The 19,428-nt window shown below is 64.2% G+C and carries 20 protein-coding genes and 1 riboswitch; of the genes, 8 read left to right on the top strand and 12 right to left on the bottom strand.

From position 1 onward, the window contains the following. Positions 1-279: 279 nt before the first annotated feature. Both H9627_RS03935 and H9627_RS03930 read left to right on the top strand, forming a co-directional pair. A complete protein-coding gene (locus H9627_RS03935; protein ID WP_225213443.1) occupies positions 280-885 on the top strand; it encodes a hypothetical protein in 606 nt (201 codons plus the stop codon). A 39-nt stretch (positions 886-924) separates the two neighbouring features. Then, positions 925-2,268, top strand: a complete 1,344-nt coding sequence (locus H9627_RS03930; protein ID WP_191732713.1) for a glucose-6-phosphate dehydrogenase — start codon at positions 925-927, stop codon at positions 2,266-2,268. 24 nt (positions 2,269-2,292) lie between these two features. Here the strand turns inward: H9627_RS03930 and H9627_RS03925 are convergent, their stop codons facing one another. The 6 genes from H9627_RS03925 to H9627_RS03900 all read right to left on the bottom strand — a co-directional run bounded on the left by H9627_RS03925 (position 2,293) and on the right by H9627_RS03900 (position 9,309). Then, positions 2,293-3,078, bottom strand: a complete 786-nt coding sequence (locus H9627_RS03925; RefSeq protein WP_191732712.1) for an ECF transporter S component — start codon at positions 3,076-3,078, stop codon at positions 2,293-2,295. Beyond that, positions 3,075-4,862 carry an ABC transporter ATP-binding protein gene (locus H9627_RS03920; protein WP_191732711.1) on the bottom strand — a complete coding sequence of 596 codons (1,788 nt, stop codon included), beginning with the start codon at positions 4,860-4,862 and terminating at the stop codon, positions 3,075-3,077. The genes H9627_RS03925 and H9627_RS03920 overlap by 4 nt, the downstream gene beginning before the upstream one ends. Then, positions 4,855-6,090, bottom strand: coding sequence for an energy-coupling factor transporter transmembrane component T (locus H9627_RS03915; RefSeq protein WP_191732863.1), 1,236 nt, complete (start codon positions 6,088-6,090; stop codon positions 4,855-4,857). The genes H9627_RS03920 and H9627_RS03915 overlap by 8 nt, the downstream gene beginning before the upstream one ends. Positions 6,091-6,196: 106 nt before the next feature. Next, a complete protein-coding gene (locus tag H9627_RS03910) occupies positions 6,197-7,273 on the bottom strand; it encodes an oxidoreductase (protein WP_225213442.1) in 1,077 nt (358 codons plus the stop codon). 10 nt (positions 7,274-7,283) lie between these two features. Further along, positions 7,284-8,492 carry a prenyltransferase/squalene oxidase repeat-containing protein gene (locus tag H9627_RS03905; protein ID WP_191732710.1) on the bottom strand — a complete coding sequence of 403 codons (1,209 nt, stop codon included), beginning with the start codon at positions 8,490-8,492 and terminating at the stop codon, positions 7,284-7,286. A 69-nt stretch (positions 8,493-8,561) separates the two neighbouring features. Continuing rightward, a riboswitch (adenosylcobalamin (AdoCbl) riboswitch) is annotated at positions 8,562-8,708 on the bottom strand. Positions 8,709-8,784: 76 nt separating this feature from the next. Continuing rightward, positions 8,785-9,309, bottom strand: coding sequence for a GNAT family N-acetyltransferase (locus tag H9627_RS03900; protein ID WP_191732709.1), 525 nt, complete (start codon positions 9,307-9,309; stop codon positions 8,785-8,787). A 371-nt stretch (positions 9,310-9,680) separates the two neighbouring features. Between H9627_RS03900 and rpsH the strand changes: the two genes are divergently transcribed. The 6 genes from rpsH to rplO are packed head-to-tail and all read left to right on the top strand — an operon-like array spanning position 9,681 to position 12,360. Further along, complete coding sequence (rpsH, locus tag H9627_RS03895) at positions 9,681-10,079, top strand: 30S ribosomal protein S8 (protein WP_191732708.1); 399 nt, start codon at positions 9,681-9,683, stop codon at positions 10,077-10,079. A gap of 17 nt (positions 10,080-10,096) precedes the next feature. After that, positions 10,097-10,633, top strand: a complete 537-nt coding sequence (gene rplF / locus H9627_RS03890; protein ID WP_191732707.1) for a 50S ribosomal protein L6 — start codon at positions 10,097-10,099, stop codon at positions 10,631-10,633. Positions 10,634-10,636: 3 nt separating this feature from the next. After that, positions 10,637-11,041, top strand: coding sequence for a 50S ribosomal protein L18 (rplR, locus tag H9627_RS03885; protein WP_011075039.1), 405 nt, complete (start codon positions 10,637-10,639; stop codon positions 11,039-11,041). A 40-nt stretch (positions 11,042-11,081) separates the two neighbouring features. Further along, a complete protein-coding gene (gene rpsE, locus H9627_RS03880; protein ID WP_006769774.1) occupies positions 11,082-11,717 on the top strand; it encodes a 30S ribosomal protein S5 in 636 nt (211 codons plus the stop codon). A gap of 3 nt (positions 11,718-11,720) precedes the next feature. Continuing rightward, a complete protein-coding gene (rpmD, locus tag H9627_RS03875; protein ID WP_191732706.1) occupies positions 11,721-11,906 on the top strand; it encodes a 50S ribosomal protein L30 in 186 nt (61 codons plus the stop codon). A 7-nt stretch (positions 11,907-11,913) separates the two neighbouring features. Then, positions 11,914-12,360 (top strand): 50S ribosomal protein L15, encoded by a 447-nt coding sequence (gene rplO, locus H9627_RS03870; protein ID WP_006769772.1) that lies wholly within the window; start codon positions 11,914-11,916, stop codon positions 12,358-12,360. Between the two features lie 378 nt (positions 12,361-12,738). On the opposite strand, the gene H9627_RS03865 is transcribed toward rplO, so the two are convergent. The 6 genes from H9627_RS03865 to H9627_RS03840 form a co-directional block, all read right to left on the bottom strand. Next, positions 12,739-14,247 (bottom strand): aldehyde dehydrogenase family protein, encoded by a 1,509-nt coding sequence (locus H9627_RS03865; protein ID WP_191732705.1) that lies wholly within the window; start codon positions 14,245-14,247, stop codon positions 12,739-12,741. Then, positions 14,247-14,984, bottom strand: a complete 738-nt coding sequence (locus H9627_RS03860; protein ID WP_191732704.1) for an HD domain-containing protein — start codon at positions 14,982-14,984, stop codon at positions 14,247-14,249. The genes H9627_RS03865 and H9627_RS03860 overlap by 1 nt, the downstream gene beginning before the upstream one ends. Next, the gene (locus H9627_RS03855) at positions 14,981-16,255 is read right to left on the bottom strand and encodes an NAD(P)/FAD-dependent oxidoreductase (protein WP_191732703.1); all 1,275 of its coding nucleotides are present in this window, start codon (positions 16,253-16,255) and stop codon (positions 14,981-14,983) included. The genes H9627_RS03860 and H9627_RS03855 overlap by 4 nt, the downstream gene beginning before the upstream one ends. A 10-nt stretch (positions 16,256-16,265) precedes the next feature. Beyond that, positions 16,266-16,586 carry a 2Fe-2S iron-sulfur cluster-binding protein gene (locus H9627_RS03850; RefSeq protein ID WP_191732702.1) on the bottom strand — a complete coding sequence of 107 codons (321 nt, stop codon included), beginning with the start codon at positions 16,584-16,586 and terminating at the stop codon, positions 16,266-16,268. Between the two features lie 119 nt (positions 16,587-16,705). After that, a complete protein-coding gene (locus H9627_RS03845) occupies positions 16,706-17,470 on the bottom strand; it encodes an SDR family NAD(P)-dependent oxidoreductase (RefSeq protein ID WP_191732701.1) in 765 nt (254 codons plus the stop codon). Next, positions 17,463-19,400, bottom strand: a complete 1,938-nt coding sequence (locus H9627_RS03840; RefSeq protein WP_191732700.1) for a PEP-utilizing enzyme — start codon at positions 19,398-19,400, stop codon at positions 17,463-17,465. Before H9627_RS03840 ends, H9627_RS03845 begins: the two co-directional genes overlap by 8 nt. Positions 19,401-19,428: the final 28 nt, after the last annotated feature.

The raw sequence follows: 19,428 nt of genomic DNA, 5'->3' as shown, positions 1-19,428 counted from the left end.
GCCAGTCTAGGTGATCGGGGGCACACTCGGACAGGGGGTGCTTGTCGACGAAAAGACCCCCACCACCACACCCCCGCGGGGAGGGGGATTGTTAGGGCCCGGGATACAATATCGGAGGTCGCAGCACGCGATCACCGCTTTTTCGGACGGTGTGCGATCCCCTCCACCGTCCGTATTTCATCCCCCACCGTGCATGGTGAATACGCAAGCAAGTCCGTAGCTGTCCCGCAACCGTAGAGCCGGATCCCTGCACAGTGCTTTTCCGAAAGGCGAACGACCTTGAACACCACCACCCGTCGCATGGCCACCACCCTGGTTGCCGCGACCGCCACCACCCTTGCTCTCCTTCCGGCCGCACAGGCCGCTGAGTTCACCACCGCCCGCGACTGTGTCGATGCCGACAACGTCTGGGTCTACGTCGAATACGGTGAGGATTCCGACAAGGAGCCCACCGGTGCCTGCGCCACTGAATTCAGCAACGGTTTCGAGGCACTTGAATCCGCAGGCTTTGAGGTCACCTACTCCGAGAGCGACTTCGGGCGCTTCCTCACCGGCATTGATGGTGTCGCACCGACCTGGACCGCGGAGAACCCGGTTTTCTGGAGCTACTGGAATGGCACCGTGGCCGAGGACTACAGCGTGGCCTACGAGTCCTACATGGTGGGTGCATCCATCTCCACTCCGGAGGCCGGCACCGTCGAGGCCTGGTCGGTCAGCGACGGTTCCGTCGCCCCGGCACTGGTGCAGCTGCCCGCGCCGGTTGAGGCATCCTCCTCTGTGGGCTCCTCCCAGGGTGGTGTCCTCGGCGGCTTGCTGGGAAGGCTCGGTGGTATCTTCGCCGCCCTGCAGTCCGGACTGTTCTCCATCCTGGGGTTGTCCTCTTAGCTCCTGCGCCGGGGTGAACAGTGTTGCTAGCGTGGGGCCATGAATCCCACAAGCCATGACCACCGGCAGACCGTGACGTTCTATATCCTCGGCGGCGCGGGAGATCTCGTGCGTCGTCTGCTCATCCCCGGCATGGCGGGTTACCTCCGCGAGTATAAGGGAACCCGGATCAACATCGTCGCCTCGGGCCGTTCGGAGATCGATGATTATCCGCAGCTGGTGCGCGACTCCCTCGCAGAATCAGACACAGAGGTCGATGACCGGGTGGTCGACAGCCTGGCCGAGCATGCGTCCTTCATGGTGTCGGATGCCACCGACCCTGCGGAGCTGCAGAAGTTGCTCGACTCCCAGGAACCCGGTGACCGATCAGTGCTCTACTTCGCCCTGTCGCCCGCAGTGGTCGCAGAGGCGGTCGACGCCCTGGCCGGGGTCACCCTGCCCGAGGGCATCGTGCTCGCCATGGAAAAACCCTTCGGCGAGGACGCGGACACCGCCCGCGAACTCAACGAGAAATTGTGGAAGATCACCGACGAGGAGCACATCTTCCGCGTTGACCACTTCAACTGCGAAACCGCGCTGTCGAACCTGGTCGGGCTGATGGGGGCGAATGCGATCTTCTCCGCCGGGTGGAACAGTAAGGCAGTCGAGAGTATTGAGATTGTCTATGACGAATCCCTCGGCCTGGAGGGACGCGCCGAGTTCTACGACAATAACGGGGCGGTGCGCGACATGCTCCAATCCCACCTGTTGCAGGTCATGGCCCACGCCCTCGCCGCCGACACGGACAACACGGTCACCGACATTCTCGCCGCCACCAACATCGATCCCGACTCCCTCCGCCGCGCCCGGTACACCGCAGGCGAGGCGGACGGCGAACGGTTGCCGGACTACGCACAGGAGGAGGGTGTTGATCCGGAGCGGGGGACCGAGACACTCTTCCAGCTCACCGCGCACGTGGACACCGATCGCTGGCGTGGCGTGCCCGTCACCCTGCGGTCCGGCAAGGCACTGGGGAATCCACGCAGGGAGATCGCCATCTGCTACCGGCGCGAGGGCTACCCGGAGGAAACCGAGCTGCAACCGGGCAGCCGTCTGATCTTCCCCTTCACCGACGAGGTCGTGCTCGAGGCGAATGTCTCCGACCACGGCTACAGCCACAACCTGCAGCGTGCGACCCTGCGCACCGAGCTGGTGCCCTCGAAGCTCACGGCCTACGGCCGGGTGGTGCGTGCCATCCTCGACCTGGGCGAGACCGCCGAGGTGCCCGCCGACGCCCCGGCCCGGGCATGGGAGATCGTGGAGCCCGTGCTCACGGCGTTCGCCAACGACGAGGTCCCGCTGGAGGAGTACCCGGCGGGTTCCGCCGGACCTGAGGGCTGGTAGGGAGCTTGTCGACGCACCACCCACTCAGCTGAAGCTGCGCTCCACACCGAACGCGGCGCGGCGGCTGGCGCGTCGTAAAGCACCCAGCACCGGTTTGGTGGTGAGCAACAGCAGCACGGAGGTGAACAGCGCGCGACCCAGATCCCACCCCAGGGACGTGGTCAGGGTGAAGAGGACAAAGGTGTGGAGGTTCTCCCACACCGGGGCGCCCGGCACGAAGGACAGTTCCGTGGACACACCGATGGCATAGGGCCAGAAGCTCATGTTCATCAAGAACCCGTACCCGAGAGCCGCGACCACCGCGTACATGATGATCATGATGGTCTCCTTCTTGCCACGCAATGGTGGCAGGAGCCCGGCGCCGAAACTCACCCAGGCAGCGGCCAGCATCTGATAGGGCAGCCAGGGCCCGATACCCGCTGTGAGCAGCGCCGAGGCGAACAACCCGGTGTTGCCCAGGATGAACCCGAAACCGGGGCCGAAGGCGCGACCGCCGAGGATGAGGATGAAGAACACGGCCTCGAAACCGGCGGTACCCGCGCCGAAGGGACGCACGATCGCGACCATGGCGCTGAGCACACCCAGCATGGCCACGGCCTTGACGTCGAAACCGTCCTCACTGATCTCGGAGATCACCGCAGCGAGCACCAGCGGGATCACCAGCGCCAGGTAGAGGGGCGCCTGCGCATCATCGGAGAGGAACGACTCCGGATTCACAATCAGGGGCCAGACGAAGATGATGATGCTCAACACCGCCAGCACACCCAGCGTGAGGTAGGTCTTCGGTTTGAGGGCGATAGCGCTGATCACAGGGCACCGTCCCCTAGCGCGGTCTTTACCGCGGGCACGGTGAGCCAGTAGGACGGATCCTGGATGCCGGCGGTGATCTTGGCCACCTGCGGGGCATAGGCAGGGGAGGCCGCGAGGATATCCACGGCCGGGCCGTCGGCGACGATCTTCCCGGCCGCCATGAACAGCACCCGGTCCGCGCACAGGGCGGCGAATTCCACATCGTGGGTGACCACCAGTACCGCATGACCGGTCAGCGCCAGTTCCTTGAAACTGTCCGACAGGGATTTCTTTCCGGCGTAATCCAGCCCACGGGTCGGTTCATCGAAGAACACCACCGGTGGTTGTGCCGCCAGCTGGATGGACAGAGCCAGGGAGAGTTTCTGGCCCTCCGAGAGGTCCCGCGGGTGGATCTCATCGGGGATGTTCGGAGCCAGGGTGTCCAGGATGGCGCGGGTGGTGCCGGGCGTGGCGGCGGCATCCTTGTCGGAACGGCGTAGCTCCAGCCCGACGGAGGACTCATAGAGGATATCGGTGGGTGTCTGCGGCACCATGGACACCACGCGGCGACGGTCAGCGGGTTTGAGCTGGTGGGGATCCGACCACGGTGAATCAGGGGTGGCACCACCGCGGTTCTTGCGGGTGCGTGTGCGTGCCGCGGCGTCATCATCATGGACGAACACCGTGCCCTGGCTGCGTTTACCCGTGCCCTGCAGAGCCCACAACAGGGAGGATTTCCCGCACCCATTGCGGCCCATCAATACGGTGACCTCACCCTCATAGAGGGTCAGATCCACCCCGTCGACCGCACGGATCTCCGGGAAGTCCACCACGACATCCTCCGCTCTGAGCAGTGGGTTCGGCCGGGTGGTCTGCACCTTGGACACCACGAGCCCCCGCTGGAACAGGCGCCGGCGCATGGCGTGGGAATGATTCCGGGCATCCCGGATGGACAACGGCAGGGGAGACCAGCCCGCCCAGCGGCCCAGTTCGATGACCGGGGGAGCCACATCCGCGGAGGTCATGATCTCCGCCGGCGTGCCGAGGGTGACGCGACCATCCTGGCCGACGTGGGCCACGCGGTCGACATACTGAAGGACGCGTTCAATGCGGTGCTCGGCCAGCACCACCGTCATGGCCAGGTCGTGGGCGAGTTTGGTCACCGTCGCCAGGACATCCTCCGCGCCGTTGGGGTCCAGGGCGCTGGTGGGTTCATCGAGCACCATCAGGGCCGGTCGGGTGGTCAGGACCGCACCGATGGCCACGCGCTGCTGTTCACCACCGGACAGCTCGGACAGGGGGACACCACGCAGCTCGGCGATGCCGAGCAGGTCGAGGGTCTCCTCCACCCGTTTGCTCATCACCGCCGGGGGCAGTCCCAGCTGCTCCATGCCGTAGGCCAGTTCCTCCTCCACGGTGTTGGTGACAAACGTGGCCGCCGGATCCTGCCCGACCACACCCACCACATCGGAGAGCAGACGCGGTGGGAAGTCACGGGTGTCGCGCCCGACGACGCGGACATGGCCGTCGAGACGCCCACCGGTGGCATGCGGCATCGCGCCGGTCATGGCGTTGAGCAGGGTGGATTTACCCGACCCGGTGCGCCCGAGAACCAGGAGGATCTCACCTTCGTGGAGCGTGAGATTGACCCCGTGGATCTGCGGTTCGTCCAGGGTGCGTTCATCGGTGTAGTAGGAGGCGGAGACATCCTCCAGCTCAAGGACCGGGGCATCCGACCATGCCTCGCGTTTCACGGCGGTACCGGTGGTCCGGGTGGTCCCGGTGACGCGGTGGTGGTTACTCATGCAACGCCTCTTTCTTGGGGGCCGTGGCAGCGGCGGTGGCGACAACCGGGAAGGTGGTGGTCGCTGCTGCCAGCTCGGGGTTCCTGCGGTGGCCCCGGCCGGCAGGTGCGCGCCGGGTGGTCTCAGCTGGTGTCGTGTCTGGTGTGGTGGTCACTCGTGGTGTCCGGCGCCGGGCCCGGAAGGAATTGCGCGGCAACCGGGGGGTGAAGATACCGGGGGCGGTGGCGACCACCAGACCCAGGATGACCAGGAGAGGCACCTGCGTGGGCATGTGCAGCGGGATCCAGGTGGTCACCATCGACGTCGGATTGAGGTTGTATTCCACCAGGGCGGCGGCGAGGGGAACCAACCCGGAGAGGGCGGTGATCCACTCCGCACCGGCCCACGGCAGTTGGTCGTAGGTGGTGGAGGTTTTTCGTCGAGAAGCGATGAACAGGGAGATCACCAGGAACCCGACGCCCACAATGAGGATCGGCACCGCCACGAACATCGGGGCACCGGCGTCCAGCACCACGAAGATACCGATGGTGGCGCCGATGATGCCCAGGGCACCGAACGCGGAGGTGATCCGCTGTTCGATGAGCGGGGTGTCGGCGCGACGACCGTAACCGCGGGCATCCAGCGAACTGGCCAGCGCGAGTGAACGGTCCAGGGTGTCCTGGAACACGGGCATGAGGATCCGGGCGAACCCACGGATGCCGCCGGTGTCATCACCGCGCAGGGTGCGGGCCCGGTGGATGCGGTAGGCCGATTCCGCCATCTGCGGGGCAATCGAGATACCGATGACAATGGCGGTGCCCAGATCACCCAGCGCGCCGGGCAGTGCCTTGACCAGCTTCTTCGGATCGGCAAGAGAGTTGGCGGCACCCACCGCGACGATCATGGTGCCCAGCACCAGTCCCTGGGTGGCGCTCATCAACAGCCCCTCCGCATAGACCGTGCCGAACACATTGATGCCCGCCGCCCACTCCGGAAGGTCGATGGAGGGGATGCTGAACAGTTCCTGCTGGCCGATCTTGGCGCCGACGAGGATGTGCATGACCACGCGGTAGACCACGATCCACCCGCAGAGGATGAAATAGATGGGGAAGGCCCGGGCCCAGGGGGAGGCACCCCGACGTTGCGCAACCACGAAACACAGGACGACCAGCGCCATGGCCAGGACGTAGAGGTTGGTGGTCAGGCTGACGGTCCCGGCGATACCCAGGGCCCACACCCACCAGGCCATGGGGTGGATCAGACGCCTGGACAGGAGATAACGCTTGATTGTCTTCACTGTGTTTCACATTTTTCAACTATGTGGCCACCACGGTGGGAGGCCGCAACCGGATAGGTCACCCGTGGACTTCCCCACGACGCAGCACCCAGGTGGCGGCGGCCGCCCCGCCGAACAGGGCGATGAACGCCAGGGCCAGCCCGATGGTCCAGGCCTGGGATAACCCGCCGGTGTCCTGCGCGTTGGTGGTGGGGTCGTAGTTGGGCATGACCGTCTGGCCATCGGCGAGCAGCTGGGTGGTGTCCTCCAGGGCCGGGGCGGTCATGACGCGGGTGCTCTTCGGGTCGGGTTCCTCGGTGGTGGTCTCTGCAGACTCGCCCGTGCCGGTGGCTGCGGATACAGCGCCACCGGGGGAGCCCGGTGCCTGGGCACTGCCACCGGGCACGGCACCCGGCGCGGTGCGTGCCTGGGCAGCCTGGGCTGCGGACGCCACAAGTTGGTCGTATTCCTGCTTCGAGATCCGGTTGCCCTCGGCATCGAGGAAGACCAGCACCTCATCCGGGTTGTCCGGATTCTGCTCCGGGGTCGGCTCCCCGGACTGGGCCGCCGTGGTGGTGTCCTTATCATTGCGCGGAGTTTCCGGAGTCCAGGTGAAGGCCGGGACGGTGGGCATGGGGGAGTCCCGGAGGCTGCCGGAACGAGTGGTGGTCTCCGTCGTGGTCGTGGACCTGCTCACCGGAACCGGCCCTGGTTCCAGGCCAGGGCCCCAAGTCCAGGCTTCGACGGTGCCGGGCTGCGGGGACCGTGCGTGGGCACCGAAATCACTGTAGGTCCAGGAAGTGGCCCCCAGCGGTGCATGCCAGTAGGTCCAGTAGGCACTGGCTGGAGAGGCGGTGAGGCACTTGTCCACACCAGCATCGGGGAAACCGTTGATCCGGCAGATGAATTCGGGAAATTTCTGGGTCCCCTCAACAGAAAAACCGGCGTTGATCAGGGTCTGGTATCCGGTTCCGCCCGCGGGGGAGCAGGTGGTGGGGTAGCCCTGCACCATCACGGTGACTTCATCGTCCGAACACGGGGTGGTGGTGGCTGCCTGGGCGGCGGGTACCCACGGTGACATGGCCAGGGCCACCCAGGCCACCATGGTAATGGTGAGCAGCCTGCCACGAGCGGTCATTCTGTTGAGGTTCAACATGATCTGACTCCTAGAACTGTGCCGGGAGGAAAGATGCAGGACCAGTGAAGCCGATGACCGCAGCGATGACCGCGGCGATGGCGGCAAGTACGCCGAGGAAGATGCCACCCGTGGATGAGCCATTGCTGCTGTCACCGGGTTCGGTGGGCTCGGTGGGTTCGGTCGGGGTCGGATCGACCGGATCCGGATCAACCTGTACCGGGTAGAGGGTGTCAGAAGAGGCGTAGCTGCCACCTGCAAAACCGAGGGCGGCCTGCGCGGTAACGCGACGGATCTGATCGGTGACGGTGGTTACCTTGTCCACATCGCTGATCTTGTAGGCGAATCCACCACGAAGATCCTCAGGTGCGGAGTCATCGAGACGTACAGCATCCAGGAAGGCGTGGTTGCGCTCGAAAGCACCCAGATCACCGACGTAGGCAAAAGCACTGGCGGCAAGGGCGGTGGAGTTGGCGTTGATACCGGCAAACCGGCTGTTGATGCCGCCTTCCTCGGTGGTGTTGTCACGCAGGTACTGCAGGACGCTCCCAGTGGAGGGAGCATCGGCGCCCCGGACCAGTGCGAGGGCCTGGCCTGCCATACCTGTGGAATCAGGATCCACGGAGCTGCAGCTCGGTGGGGTTGCGGGGAACAGTGGGACGCCGCCATCCTCGCAGATCTGGCTCTCCAGGAAGTCTGCGGCCTTCTCAGCAGCCTCAGTCTCACCAGCGCGTGCCAGGGCGATAACGGCCCAGGACTGGGAGAAATTCTGGGCGCTGGAGGTGGGTTCGCCGTCTGTTTCGTTCATCAGGCGGCCATCCTCCTGGATCGCATCCACGAGTTCTGCAATGTAGGTCTCATTGCGCTCACCGCGAGTGTTCTGCAGCGCGACGAACTTGGCCATACGACCTGCATCCACCTCACCCATGAAGTACACGAAGTCATCAGCATTGTTGACCATTGCCTCATAGCTGCGATCAGCCTGGTCATGATGCATGTCCAGGGCATCGAGGGCGAAGATGAAATCCGCGGTCAGGCCGAGGTCAGCCCTACCCGAAAACGGGCCATCCAACAGCCCGTTCTCGCTGTTTCTGAGCTGGGCAGCCAGGAAGCCCGCGGTGCTTTCGAGCTCGGAATCAGTGGGGGGTGTTGCCGCAACAGCGGTGTGGGGCGTGATGAGTGCGATGCCAGTTGCCAGAGCCAGGGCTGTGGCAGCGGTGCGTGTCCCGAGAAATGCCATGAAGGCAGGTCCCTTTCTTTATGGGAAACGTTTCTGAGCATCCCGGAAGAAAGGCTGACATGCCTGACTACGGGCTTCAGAACCGTAGTCCTCGACGGTTGTGAGCCAACAGTTTTGTCCTGGGTATTCCGACTCGGTGCACAATGCACCACACGGTTGCGGGTCAGCGCCGGATTCACACCGGACTTCCCCCAATAACAAACAGTAGGTACCTTGTACTTTAGAAATTCTTCACACCAAGGTCAATATGAGCTGTGAACGGCCTGCCCCCGCCGTGTGGTGCGGGCAGGCGTCACTGACCCCGGTGTGGGCCCGGAAACCAGTAGCGCCGGAACCCGTTCCGGGTGTCCTCATAGCTACCGCCGGCGCGCTCGATCACGCGACGCGATGCCAGGTTGTCCTCCCGCACGGTCAGCAGCACGGGTGTGATCCCCAGGGCCTGCGCCTCCGCCAGCCCGAGTGCCAGCGCCGCCCCCGCCACCCCGCGGTTGCGGCTTGTGGGCCGGACCGAATAACCGATGTGCCCACCCTGCTCCAGCAGAAAGGGGGTGAGGGTATGCCGGATCGCCAGGAAACCGAGCAGCTGCCCGCCGGGACCGGTGATCCACCGGAAATCACAGTGCACGAAACCCTCCGGCGCAGGGATCGAGGTGTCCGCCCACCGTGCACGGTCCGCGATATAGGCCTGGAACGCCGCCGCGGACAGGTCCGGTCGCCCCTCAAACCCCGATCCGTCGATCGGGCCGTCACCGAACTCGGCCAGGCACGCGGCCCACTCCCGGTACCCGTCAGCATCGGGTGTAGTCAATCGGTACATGCCACGACAATAGACGCTTGTCGACGCCCCGATCACCGCTCGCCGCACCCTCCCTGAGGGGTGTGCGGCGTGGGGCGGTGGGCGTCGACAAGCGCGTTGGTGGGGACTTGTGTTATAGGGACGGCGTCCTGTACGCTGTCCGTTTGGACTGAAAGACACAACTCAATAGAGGATCTGTGCCTTTGTAGTTCATGTAAAACGTAAACACACCTACTTTGTTGTAGGCCCCCCGCCGTCTCAGCGGCCCGAGTGGGAAATGGTGGCGAGCGAACCGGTTATTGAATCGGGGAGCGCAAAGTTGCCAGAAAACACCCGGTCAACGCTTCTGGTGGGTAGGGAACCCCAACGAGAAAGGCATCAGGTCACTTTCTATGACCATGACTGATCCCATTGCCGACATGCTGTCGCGCGTGCGTAACGCAAACAATGCGCACCACGACACCGTGTCGATGCCATCCTCCAAGCTCAAGGCGAACATCGCCGAGATCCTGAAGCAGGAAGGCTACATCGAAAGCTACAACGTCGAGGACGCCAAGGTCGGCAAGACCCTGACCCTCGAGCTGAAGTACACCGGCAACCGCGTGCGTTCCATCGCCGGTCTGCGTCGTGTCTCCAAGCCGGGTCTCCGCGTGTACGCCAAGTCCACCAATCTGCCACAGGTCCTGGGCGGCCTGGGCGTGGCTATCATCTCCACGTCCCAGGGCCTCCTGACCGACCGTCAGGCTACCGAGAAGGGCGTAGGCGGAGAAGTTCTCGCCTACGTCTGGTAAGGGAGGATTGACTAACTATGTCACGTATCGGTAAGAACCCGATTACCATCCCGTCCGGTGTTGAGGTCAAGATCGACGGCCGCCTGGTCGACGTCAAGGGTCCTAAGGGCACCCTGAACGTCACCCTGCCGGAGCCGATCACCGCATCCGTCGAGAACAACGAGATCCTCGTTTCCCGTCCGGATGATCACCGCAACAGCCGTTCCATGCACGGACTGTCCCGCTCCCTCGTCAACAACATCGTTGTTGGCGTGACCGAGGGCTACACCATCAAGATGGAGATCTTCGGTGTCGGTTACCGTGTTGCACTGAAGGGCAAGAACCTCGAGTTCTCCCTCGGTTACTCACACCCAGTGGTCATCGAAGCTCCGGAGGGCGTCACCTTTGCGGTTGATGGCACCACCAAGCTCTCGATCGCTGGTATCGACAAGCAGAAGGTTGGACAGGTTGCAGCAGTGATCCGCCGCCTCCGTAAGGATGATCCTTACAAGGGTAAGGGCATCCGCTACGAGGGTGAGCAGATCCGCCGCAAGGTCGGAAAGACGGGTAAGTAAGCAATGAGCAACACTGAAAACAAGCAGAAGCGCGTTTCCGTCGGTAAGGACATCGCGACTCGTCGTCGCGTTGCCCGTGCACGTCGCCACTTCCGCATTCGCAAGACCCTGCGTGGCACCCCTGAGGCCCCACGTCTGGTCGTCCACCGCTCCTCTCGTCACATGCACGTCCAGATCATTGATGATCTGGCAGGCCACACCCTGGCCGCTGCCTCGTCCATCGAGCCAGAGGTCCGTGCAGTCGAGGGAGACAAGAAGGCCAAGGGCGCTAAGGTCGGTCAGCTGATCGCCGAGCGCGCCAAGGCAGCCGGCATCGAGCAGGTCGTCTTCGACCGCGCCGGCTACAAGTACCACGGCCGCGTCGCAGCACTTGCCGACGCCGCACGTGAAGGTGGTCTGAAGTTCTAATGATGACCATTTCTAAGAACATCAACGGAAGGATTGCGTAATGCCGGGACGTGAACGGCGTGACGGCGGTCGATCCGCCGACGAGAACAAGTCGAATGATCGCAACGAGCGTCGTGGCGGAGGCCGCCGCGATGACCGTCGCAATCAGCAGCAGGACGAGCGCTCCCAGTACATTGAGCGCGTCGTCACCATCAACCGCGTTTCCAAGGTCGTCAAGGGTGGTCGTCGCTTCAGCTTCACCGCTCTCGTGATCGTTGGCGACGGCCAGGGCATGGTCGGTGTCGGATACGGCAAGGCCAAGGAAGTTCCCGCAGCTATCCAGAAGGGTGCAGAAGAGGCTCGTAAGAACTTCTTCCGCGTCCCCATGGTCGGCGGCACCATCACCCACCCAGTTCAGGGCGAGGCAGCAGCAGGCATCGTCATGCTGAAGCCAGCTGCTCCAGGTACCGGTGTTATCGCCGGTGGCGCAGCCCGTCCAGTTCTTGAGTGCGCTGGTATCCAGGACATCCTGTCCAAGTCCCTGGGATCTGACAACGCTATCAACGTCGTCCACGCAACCGTGGATGGCCTGAAGCAGCTGGTCCGCCCTGAAGAGGTCGCAGCCCGTCGTGGCAAGACCGTCGAAGAGGTCGCTCCGGCACGTATTCTGCGCGCTCGCGCAGGTCAGGAGGCGTAAGAAATGGCGCTGAAGATTACCCAGGTCAAAGGCACTATCGGCACCAAGCCAAAGCATCGCGAAAATCTTCGTTCCCTCGGTCTGAAGCGTATCCGCCACTCTGTGGTCCGTCCCGACACCCCTCAGGTTCGCGGCATGGTCCAGGCTGTACGTCACCTGATCGTCGTCGAAGAAGTGGCGGGGGAGTAGGTAACAAATGAGCGATCCAATCAAGCTCCACGATCTGCGCCCTGCAAAGGGCTCAAACAAGGCCAAGACCCGCGTCGGTCGCGGTGAAGCATCCAAGGGTAAGACCGCTGGCCGCGGCACCAAGGGCACTGGCGCCCGCAAGCAGGTTTCGGCAGCATTCGAGGGTGGCCAGATGCCACTGCAGATGCGCCTGCCGAAGCTCAAGGGCTTCAAGAATCCGAACAAGGTTGACTACCAGGTAGTCAACGTTGCAGACCTCGCCGAGGCATTCCCACAGGGCGGCGACATTGCTGTCGCTGACATCGTGGCTGCCGGCCTCGTTCGCAAGAACGAGCTCGTCAAGGTTCTGGGCAACGGCGACATCAGCGTCAAGCTGAACGTCACCGCCCACAAGTTCTCCGGTTCCGCGAAGGAAAAGATCGAAGCCGCTGGCGGCTCCGTCACCACCGCATAAGAGCTGTAGAACCAAGTAAGGCCCCCGCTCCCGGGTTACCCGGGGACGGGGGCCTTATTGTGTTGTGCGGTGGGTGCGTGACAAAAACTGTTGTTTTGTGAATGACGTCCTGGGGTTTTGCCGGGCGCCCGGGGTGCAAACCAACAGAATTTGTCACCGGGGTGGTGCTGAGACGCGGGGAATGACAAAAACTGTTGTTTTGTGAATGACGTCCTGGGGTTTTGCCGGGCGCGGGGGTGCAAACCAACAGAATTTGTCACCGGGGTGCGGCGGGGGGACGGGTGCGTGAACGAAAACGTTGGTTTGTGAAAGCTGTCCTGAGGTTTTACCTGTCCCCGGACCCCAAACCAACGTTTTCGTTCACACGCAACCTGGTAGTCACACCATCCGGTGGATCGACTTGTAACTGAGGTAGGCGCTGAGGCCCTCGATGCCGTATTCCACACCCATGCCGGAATCATGACGCCCACCGAATGGTGCGGAATGATTGGACCCGAAGAAGTTGATGCCCACGGAACCGGAATCCACACGACGGGCAACTTCCAGGGCACGGTCCTCATCGGCGCCGAACACCAGGCCACCCAGACCGAATTCGGTGTTGTTGGCGATCTCGATTGCTTCCTCCACGCCCTGGGAGTCGTCGTATTTCAGAATCGAGATGACCGGTCCGAAGATCTCCTCCGCCGCGATCCGCATGTCGGGGGTGACATCGGCGAACACGGTGGGCTGGATGAATTCCCCGTTCTCCAGGCCACCGGTCAGTCCAGTGGTCGCAGCACCACCGGCCACCGCACGGGCGCCCTCGGCGTGGGCGGATTCGATGTAGTCCATCACCGTCGCGTACTGCGAGGCGGTGGCGACGGGGCCGAAGACGGTGTCTTCATCGAGGGGATCGCCCTGGCTGCCTGCGGCGATGGTGTCGGCCACCGTTTGCACCACTTCCTCATAACGTGAGGCGGGGGCGATGATGCGGGTGCTGATATAGCAGGTCTGGCCGGTGTTGCGCATGCAGGATCGGATGAGACGGGAGGCCAGCACTGATATGTCGGCATCCGGCAGCACGATGGCGGAGGATTTCCCACCGAGTTCGAGGGTCACCGGGCGCAGTAGTTCACCACATGCGGAGGCGATCTTGCGTCCGACCGGGGTGGATCCGGTGAAGGCGACCTTGTTCACGCCGGGGTGGCGCACCATGGCGTCACCGAAGCGCCCGGAGCCGGTCAGCAGGTTGACCACACCGGCGGGCACACCGGCGGCCTCGACGGCCTCGATGATGAACCGGATGGACAGCGGGGTGGGGGAGGCGGGTTTGATGATCACGCTGCACCCGGCCAGCAGCGCCGGGGCCAGTTTGATCACGACCAGGTTGATCGGGAAGTTCCAGGGGGCGATCAGGGCGCAGACTCCGATGGGATCCTTGTCCACGAGGGATTCGGCACCACCGGCGGGGAAGGGGCGGATGTCCGGATCGTCAAGGAATGGGGCCAGGGTGGCGAAGTACCGGAAGATACCGGCTGCATTCGCCGCGGCACCGCGGGTCTCCGAGATGGGGGAGCCGTTCTCGCGGGTGTTGGTCAGGGCGAGCACCTCGGCGCGCTTTTCAATTTCCTCAGCGATCCGCACCAGATATTCTGCACGGGACGCGGCCGCAAGCCCACTCCAACCGGACAGGGCCTCCCGGGCAGCGCCGACGGCGTGGTCGAGTTCCACCTGGCCGGCTTCGGGGACGGAACCCCATTCCTGGCCGGTGGCGGGATCCACCACGGGGTTGCGTTTCTCGCCGGTGGCGGTCACCCAGGCACCGTTGATGTAGAAGTCGTCGACGTGGGTGTAGGGCAGGTCAAGTTGGTCGCGTCGCTGCAGCGCAGCGGGGATGACGGCGGTCATTATCGGATTACCTCCGTGCGTAGGAGAGCGGCGGCGCGGGCCAGATCGGCGGTGGCCATCTGGTGGGCGGCGTCGGTGATGAGCTCGGGGATGATCTCGCGCTGCAGGCGGTCGACGTAGTCGGAGATCGCCATGCCGAACCAGGAGGAGGAGGCCATGATGCCGGCGCGATCGAAGCGCCAGAGGCGGTCGCTGTCGCGGACCAGGGCATCCTCGAGGGAGTAGGCGACCTGGCGGGTGTCGTGGCCGTCGATGATTTCGCATACCTTCTCCACGAAGTCCGCGGAGTAGCCCAGCTCGGGCAGTACTCGGCGTGCGACCTCGCAGCCTTCCGCCTCGTGTTCGAAACGGATGGTGGCCTTGCGCCAGTTGCTGGAGAAACCCTCGGAGATGATCCGGTCCTCATCCACGTGGGCCCAACCGGTGTCGTGGAGGATGATGGCGGCCAGGACCAGTTCGCGGTCGGCCTCGGGGTAGGCGTCGCACAGGCGGGAGGCGTAGGCAGTGGAGACCGGCAGGTGGACGTCGTTGGCGCGGGTGCGGGTCTCGGGTTCGATGGCCTTCCACAGCGCATCGAAACCTGCAGACGGGGTGGCGCAGATGGAGCCGGTGACGACCGGTCCGGTGGCGGGGATCGGGCGGACCGGGTACTGCGATGCGAAGGCGACGGCCCGGGGATCGTCGGCGTGGGTGCTGGCGTCGGCCTGTTCCCACGCGGGTAGGGTCTTGTTCGTCATGATGCGACCTCCAGGTCAACAGCGAGCTTCTTCAGTGGGGTGTTGATGTCACCGGCGGCGTCGAAGGGGATGTTCTGCCGCTTGGACAGGGCCCCGCGGACCGCCATGAAATCAAGGGGGGCGTTGACACAGTCGGCGGCGATGATCTGCCCGTCCCGGTAGTAGAGGACGGAGAATTTCTTCTTGGCATCATCGCGCCGGATCAGGGTCTGGTCATAGCCGAGGGTGAGTCCGGCGATCTGCAGTTTCAGATCACCCTGGTTGGACCAGAACCACGGGATGCCGGAGTAGGCCTCGGGGGTGCCGGCCAGGGAGTAGGCGGCGATCTTGGCGTGCTCGATGGCGTTGTTGACGCTTTCCAGGCGGATGCGTTCACCGGCGGGGGAGCCGGGGATGGGGTTGGGGATATTGGCCACATCACCAATGGCGATGGTGGTGCCATCGGAGGCGACGGCGTGTTCATCCACGACAATGCCGTTGTTGACCTCCAGGCCCATCTGCTCGGCAAGTTCGGTGTTGGGGATGACACCGATGCCCACGATGACAAGCTGGGCCGGGATGATGGTGACGTCGTCAAGCTCGACACCGGTGACCGCGCCGTCCTCGCCGACGAACCCGGTCATGCGCGCGTTGAGGCGGATGTCGATGCCGCGCGCCCGGTGCTGCTCGAGGAAGAACTCGGCGGTCTCCTCGCCCACGGCGCGACCGACAAGGCGGGGGCCGTGCTCCAGGACGGTGACGTTCTTGCCCAGTTCCTGCAGGGAGCAGGCGGCTTCGAGACCGATGAACCCACCACCGATGACCACCGCGTCGCGCACATCGCCGACCAGAGCCTTGAGCTCCAGGGCGTCATCGGCGTTGCGCAGGTAGGTGACGCCACGCAGGTCCGAACCGGGGAGGTCGAGGCGGCGGGGGCGGGCACCCACGGCGAGGGCGAGGCGTCGAAAAGCGTAAGTGGAACCGTCCCGGCCCACCGCAACCCCGGACCCGTCGTCGTTGCGGTCGATGCGCTCGATGCGCACGCCCTTGACCAGGGAGATGTTGTTGTCCTCCCAGTACTCGTTCGAGCGGAAGATCAGCCGTTCCTTGTCGATCTTGCCCTGCAGGAACTCCTTGGACAGTGCCGGGCGCTGGTAGGGACGGTGGTCCTCCTCGCCCAGCAGGGTGATGTGATCGGTGAACCCGGTGGCGCGCAGAGACACCGCCAGCTGCACACCCGCCTGGTTCGCGCCCACAATCAGCAGGCCCGTGGTTGTTGCATCGGTACTCATGATGATTCTCCTAGACCTGGGTTTCTGGTGTGGTCACGCGCAGGTCCATGCCCTCGGTGACGGGGATCTGGCAGGACAGACGCGAGCAGTCCTCGCGGTCCACGGCGGCGCCCCAGAGCATCTCGTCCTCCATCTCCTCCATCGGCGGCAGCGTCTCGAAGTCGGCGGGCTCGACGAACACATGGCAGGTGGCGCAGGACAGGGAACCGCCGCATTCGGCGACGATGCCCGGCACGCCGTTGCGCACCGCGGTCTCCATCACGGAGTCACCCACGTTGGCGTCGATGGTGCGGGTCTCGCCGGCGGTATCGGTGAAATGAATGGTGGACATGATGTTCTCCTTCACGTCGTGTGCTTGGTCGTGTGCTTATCTGGTGCTTATCGACGCCGGCCCCCGGGGTGCCCGGGGGAGGGAGGTCCCGGGGGCCGGCGTCGTGAAGCGAGAGGGGTTTAGATGAACTGGCGGCCGCCGTCGACGACCAGGGTCTGACCGGTGATGTACCCGGCCTGGGGTGAGGCGAGGAAGAGGGTCGCGCCGACAATGTCCTCGGGCTGGCTGGCGCGTTTGATGGAACCGCGGTCCACGCCGTAGGTGGCGGCGTCATCCATCAGGTTGAGGCTGGCCTCGGTGAGCGTGAAACCGGGGGCGACCGCGTTGACGGTGATCCCGCGGGTACCCAGTTCCTTGGCCATCACCCGGGTCAGGGCGATGACCCCGCCCTTGGAGGCGACATAATGTGCCCACTGCGCGGACCCGGACATCACGGTGGCCGAGGAGAGGTTGACAATCCGGGCGTTCTCCGACAGGTGCGGGCTGACCGCACGGGTGACCAACCAGGGGCCCTTGAGGTTGACCCCCATGACCAGATCCCATTCCGCCGGGTCGATCTCCTCGATGGGGGAGCGGGTGACGGTGGCGTAGATCGCGGCGTTGTTGACCACCACATCGATTGCCCCGCCGCCGAACTCCGCGACCGCCGCGGCCAGGGCCTCGGTGGATTCCGGGGAGGTGACATCCACCTGGAAGGCCTTCGCCTGTGCCCCGGAGTTGGTGAGCAGCTCCGCGGTCTCCTGCGCGCCGGCCAGGTTGATATCCGCCACCGCGACGCGGTCACCGGCTGCGGCGAACCCTTCTGCGAACGCGCGTCCCAGGCCACCGGCGGCACCGGTGATGAGGACAGTACGGGAACTGGTCTCGGAGGTCGGGTTAGACATTGGCGGGGACCTCCGCGGGCTCTGCAGCTGGCTGACCTGCTGGCTGTTCTGCATCCACACCGTGGTGGTGACTGTGCGCGCCGGGGCCCTCAACTATCGGGGCAGCGGACTCATCGACGATGGTGACGGTGCCCTTGGTGCCGTCGACACGCAGCAGCTGGCCGGTGGTGATGGTGGTGGAAGCGGAACCGGTGCCGGTGACCGCGGGCAGACCGTATTCGCGACAGACGATGGCCGCGTGGCTCATCATGCCGCCGATATCGGTGACGGTGGCCTTGATCTTTCCGAAAATCGGGCCCCACGACGGTGCGGTGACCGGTGCGACCAGGATCTCGCCCTGCTGGATCTGGGAGAGGTCATCGGCCTCCATGATTACGCGTGCACGTCCCTCGACCAGGCCCGGGGAGGCGGCCATGCCCTTGAGCACACCCTCCTCCGCGTCCTCGTCGTTGCCGAGCCAGGACTGGACCTGCTCGGTGGTGATGCCCCACAGCATGCGGGTGAACGGTTCGGTGATGGTCTGCGGCGGGGTGTTCAGCGCCGGTGCCGGGCGGGCGGTCTTCAGCGCGGTGACGATCTTCTTGCGACGCTCGATCTCCTCCGGCCAGATGATGGTGCCGATCGGACCACCCGGTGCGCCCACACCCCAGCCGGTGGCCAGGTCGAAGAGCACGTCACGGACCTCGGTGCGGTTGAGGTAGAGCATGTCGTCCTCGTTCTCCCAGAAACCGTAACCCTGCAGGGTGCGGGAGAGTTCGCGGACCTTGCGCCAGAACACGGACATGGTCCAGTGCTCGATGTAGAAGTTGTGGTTCTCCACATAGGGGTAGGCGGTGGCGGCGAGCTGGCCCTTGGCGTCGAACATGGCCAGCTGGTCGCCCTCGAGGAGGTCGCGGTACTCGCTCACGATGCGGTCCTTCTCCGCGATGAGCTCTTCCTTCGGACGCGAGATGACCTGCCCCTCGTCCAGGCGACGGATGTAGTCCGCGATGTAGCCCAGGGGCAGTTCCAGGTGCTCGATCCAGTACTTGTCATGGCCGTAGAAGCCGTTGCCCACTGTGAAGTTGAACCAGGGGTCCTGTGCTTCCTTCCAGCGGGCGAGCCACTGGTCGCCGCCGGGTGCGTTGCCGATCGCGGCGAGGGTGGCCTCCGGGTCATCGGGGTTGGCGAACTGTGCCTGCAGGCCCAGCTCAACCGCCAGGTGTGCCAGGGTCTTCAGCTCGTCATCGGGGCGGAACAGTTCCATGTCCACGCCCTGAACCATGGTGGCGATCGACTGGTCCGGGATGCCGGGGAAGATCTCCTTGCAGTAGTTGAAGAAGTCCAGGTAGGCGATGTATCCGAGGTTGAGGAACTCGAAGTGGTACTGCCAGTTCTGGTACGCAAGCTGGATCAGACGGTCGTAGTTCTCCATGAGCACCTCGGTGCCGTCCTTGGCCTTGCCGGAGAGGATGTCCTCCATCGGGACCATGTCCGGCAGTGGCTTGAACTCCAGGGACTCCAGCTCATTGATGGTGCCGAGCACGCGCTCCTTCCACTCCGCCAGTTTGGTGTCCCAGTTCTGGAAGTAGTGGGTGATGCGCTCCTGGAAGTGCGGGATGCGCTCGGCGATCTGCTCCTCCGGCACCGGGATGGGGGACATGTAGAGGTATCCGAGATGCACACGGAACTCGATGCCGTTGGCGTTCGGGATCATGAGGTGGCGGGCGTTGTACTGGCCCAGGCACTTCACGGCGAATTCCCCGCCGATGGTCTCAAACGGCTTGAACACGGTCGGCCAGTGCTGCGAGTCGCAGAACCAGAACTTCTCGTTCTCCTGCTCCATCAGCTTGTCCTGGAACACCAGGTAGTACGGGTAGATCGATTCCCAGCCCTCGGCACCTGCGGGTACCGGAAGGTCGGATGGCTTGAGGAAGGACTTGTTGCCCATGATGAGACTCCTGAAAAAGATGCTTTTC

The organism is Corynebacterium gallinarum, from assembly GCF_014837045.1.
Classification (GTDB): Bacteria; Actinomycetota; Actinomycetes; order Mycobacteriales; family Mycobacteriaceae; genus Corynebacterium; species Corynebacterium gallinarum.
This window is presented reverse-complemented; position numbering and strand designations above follow the sequence as displayed.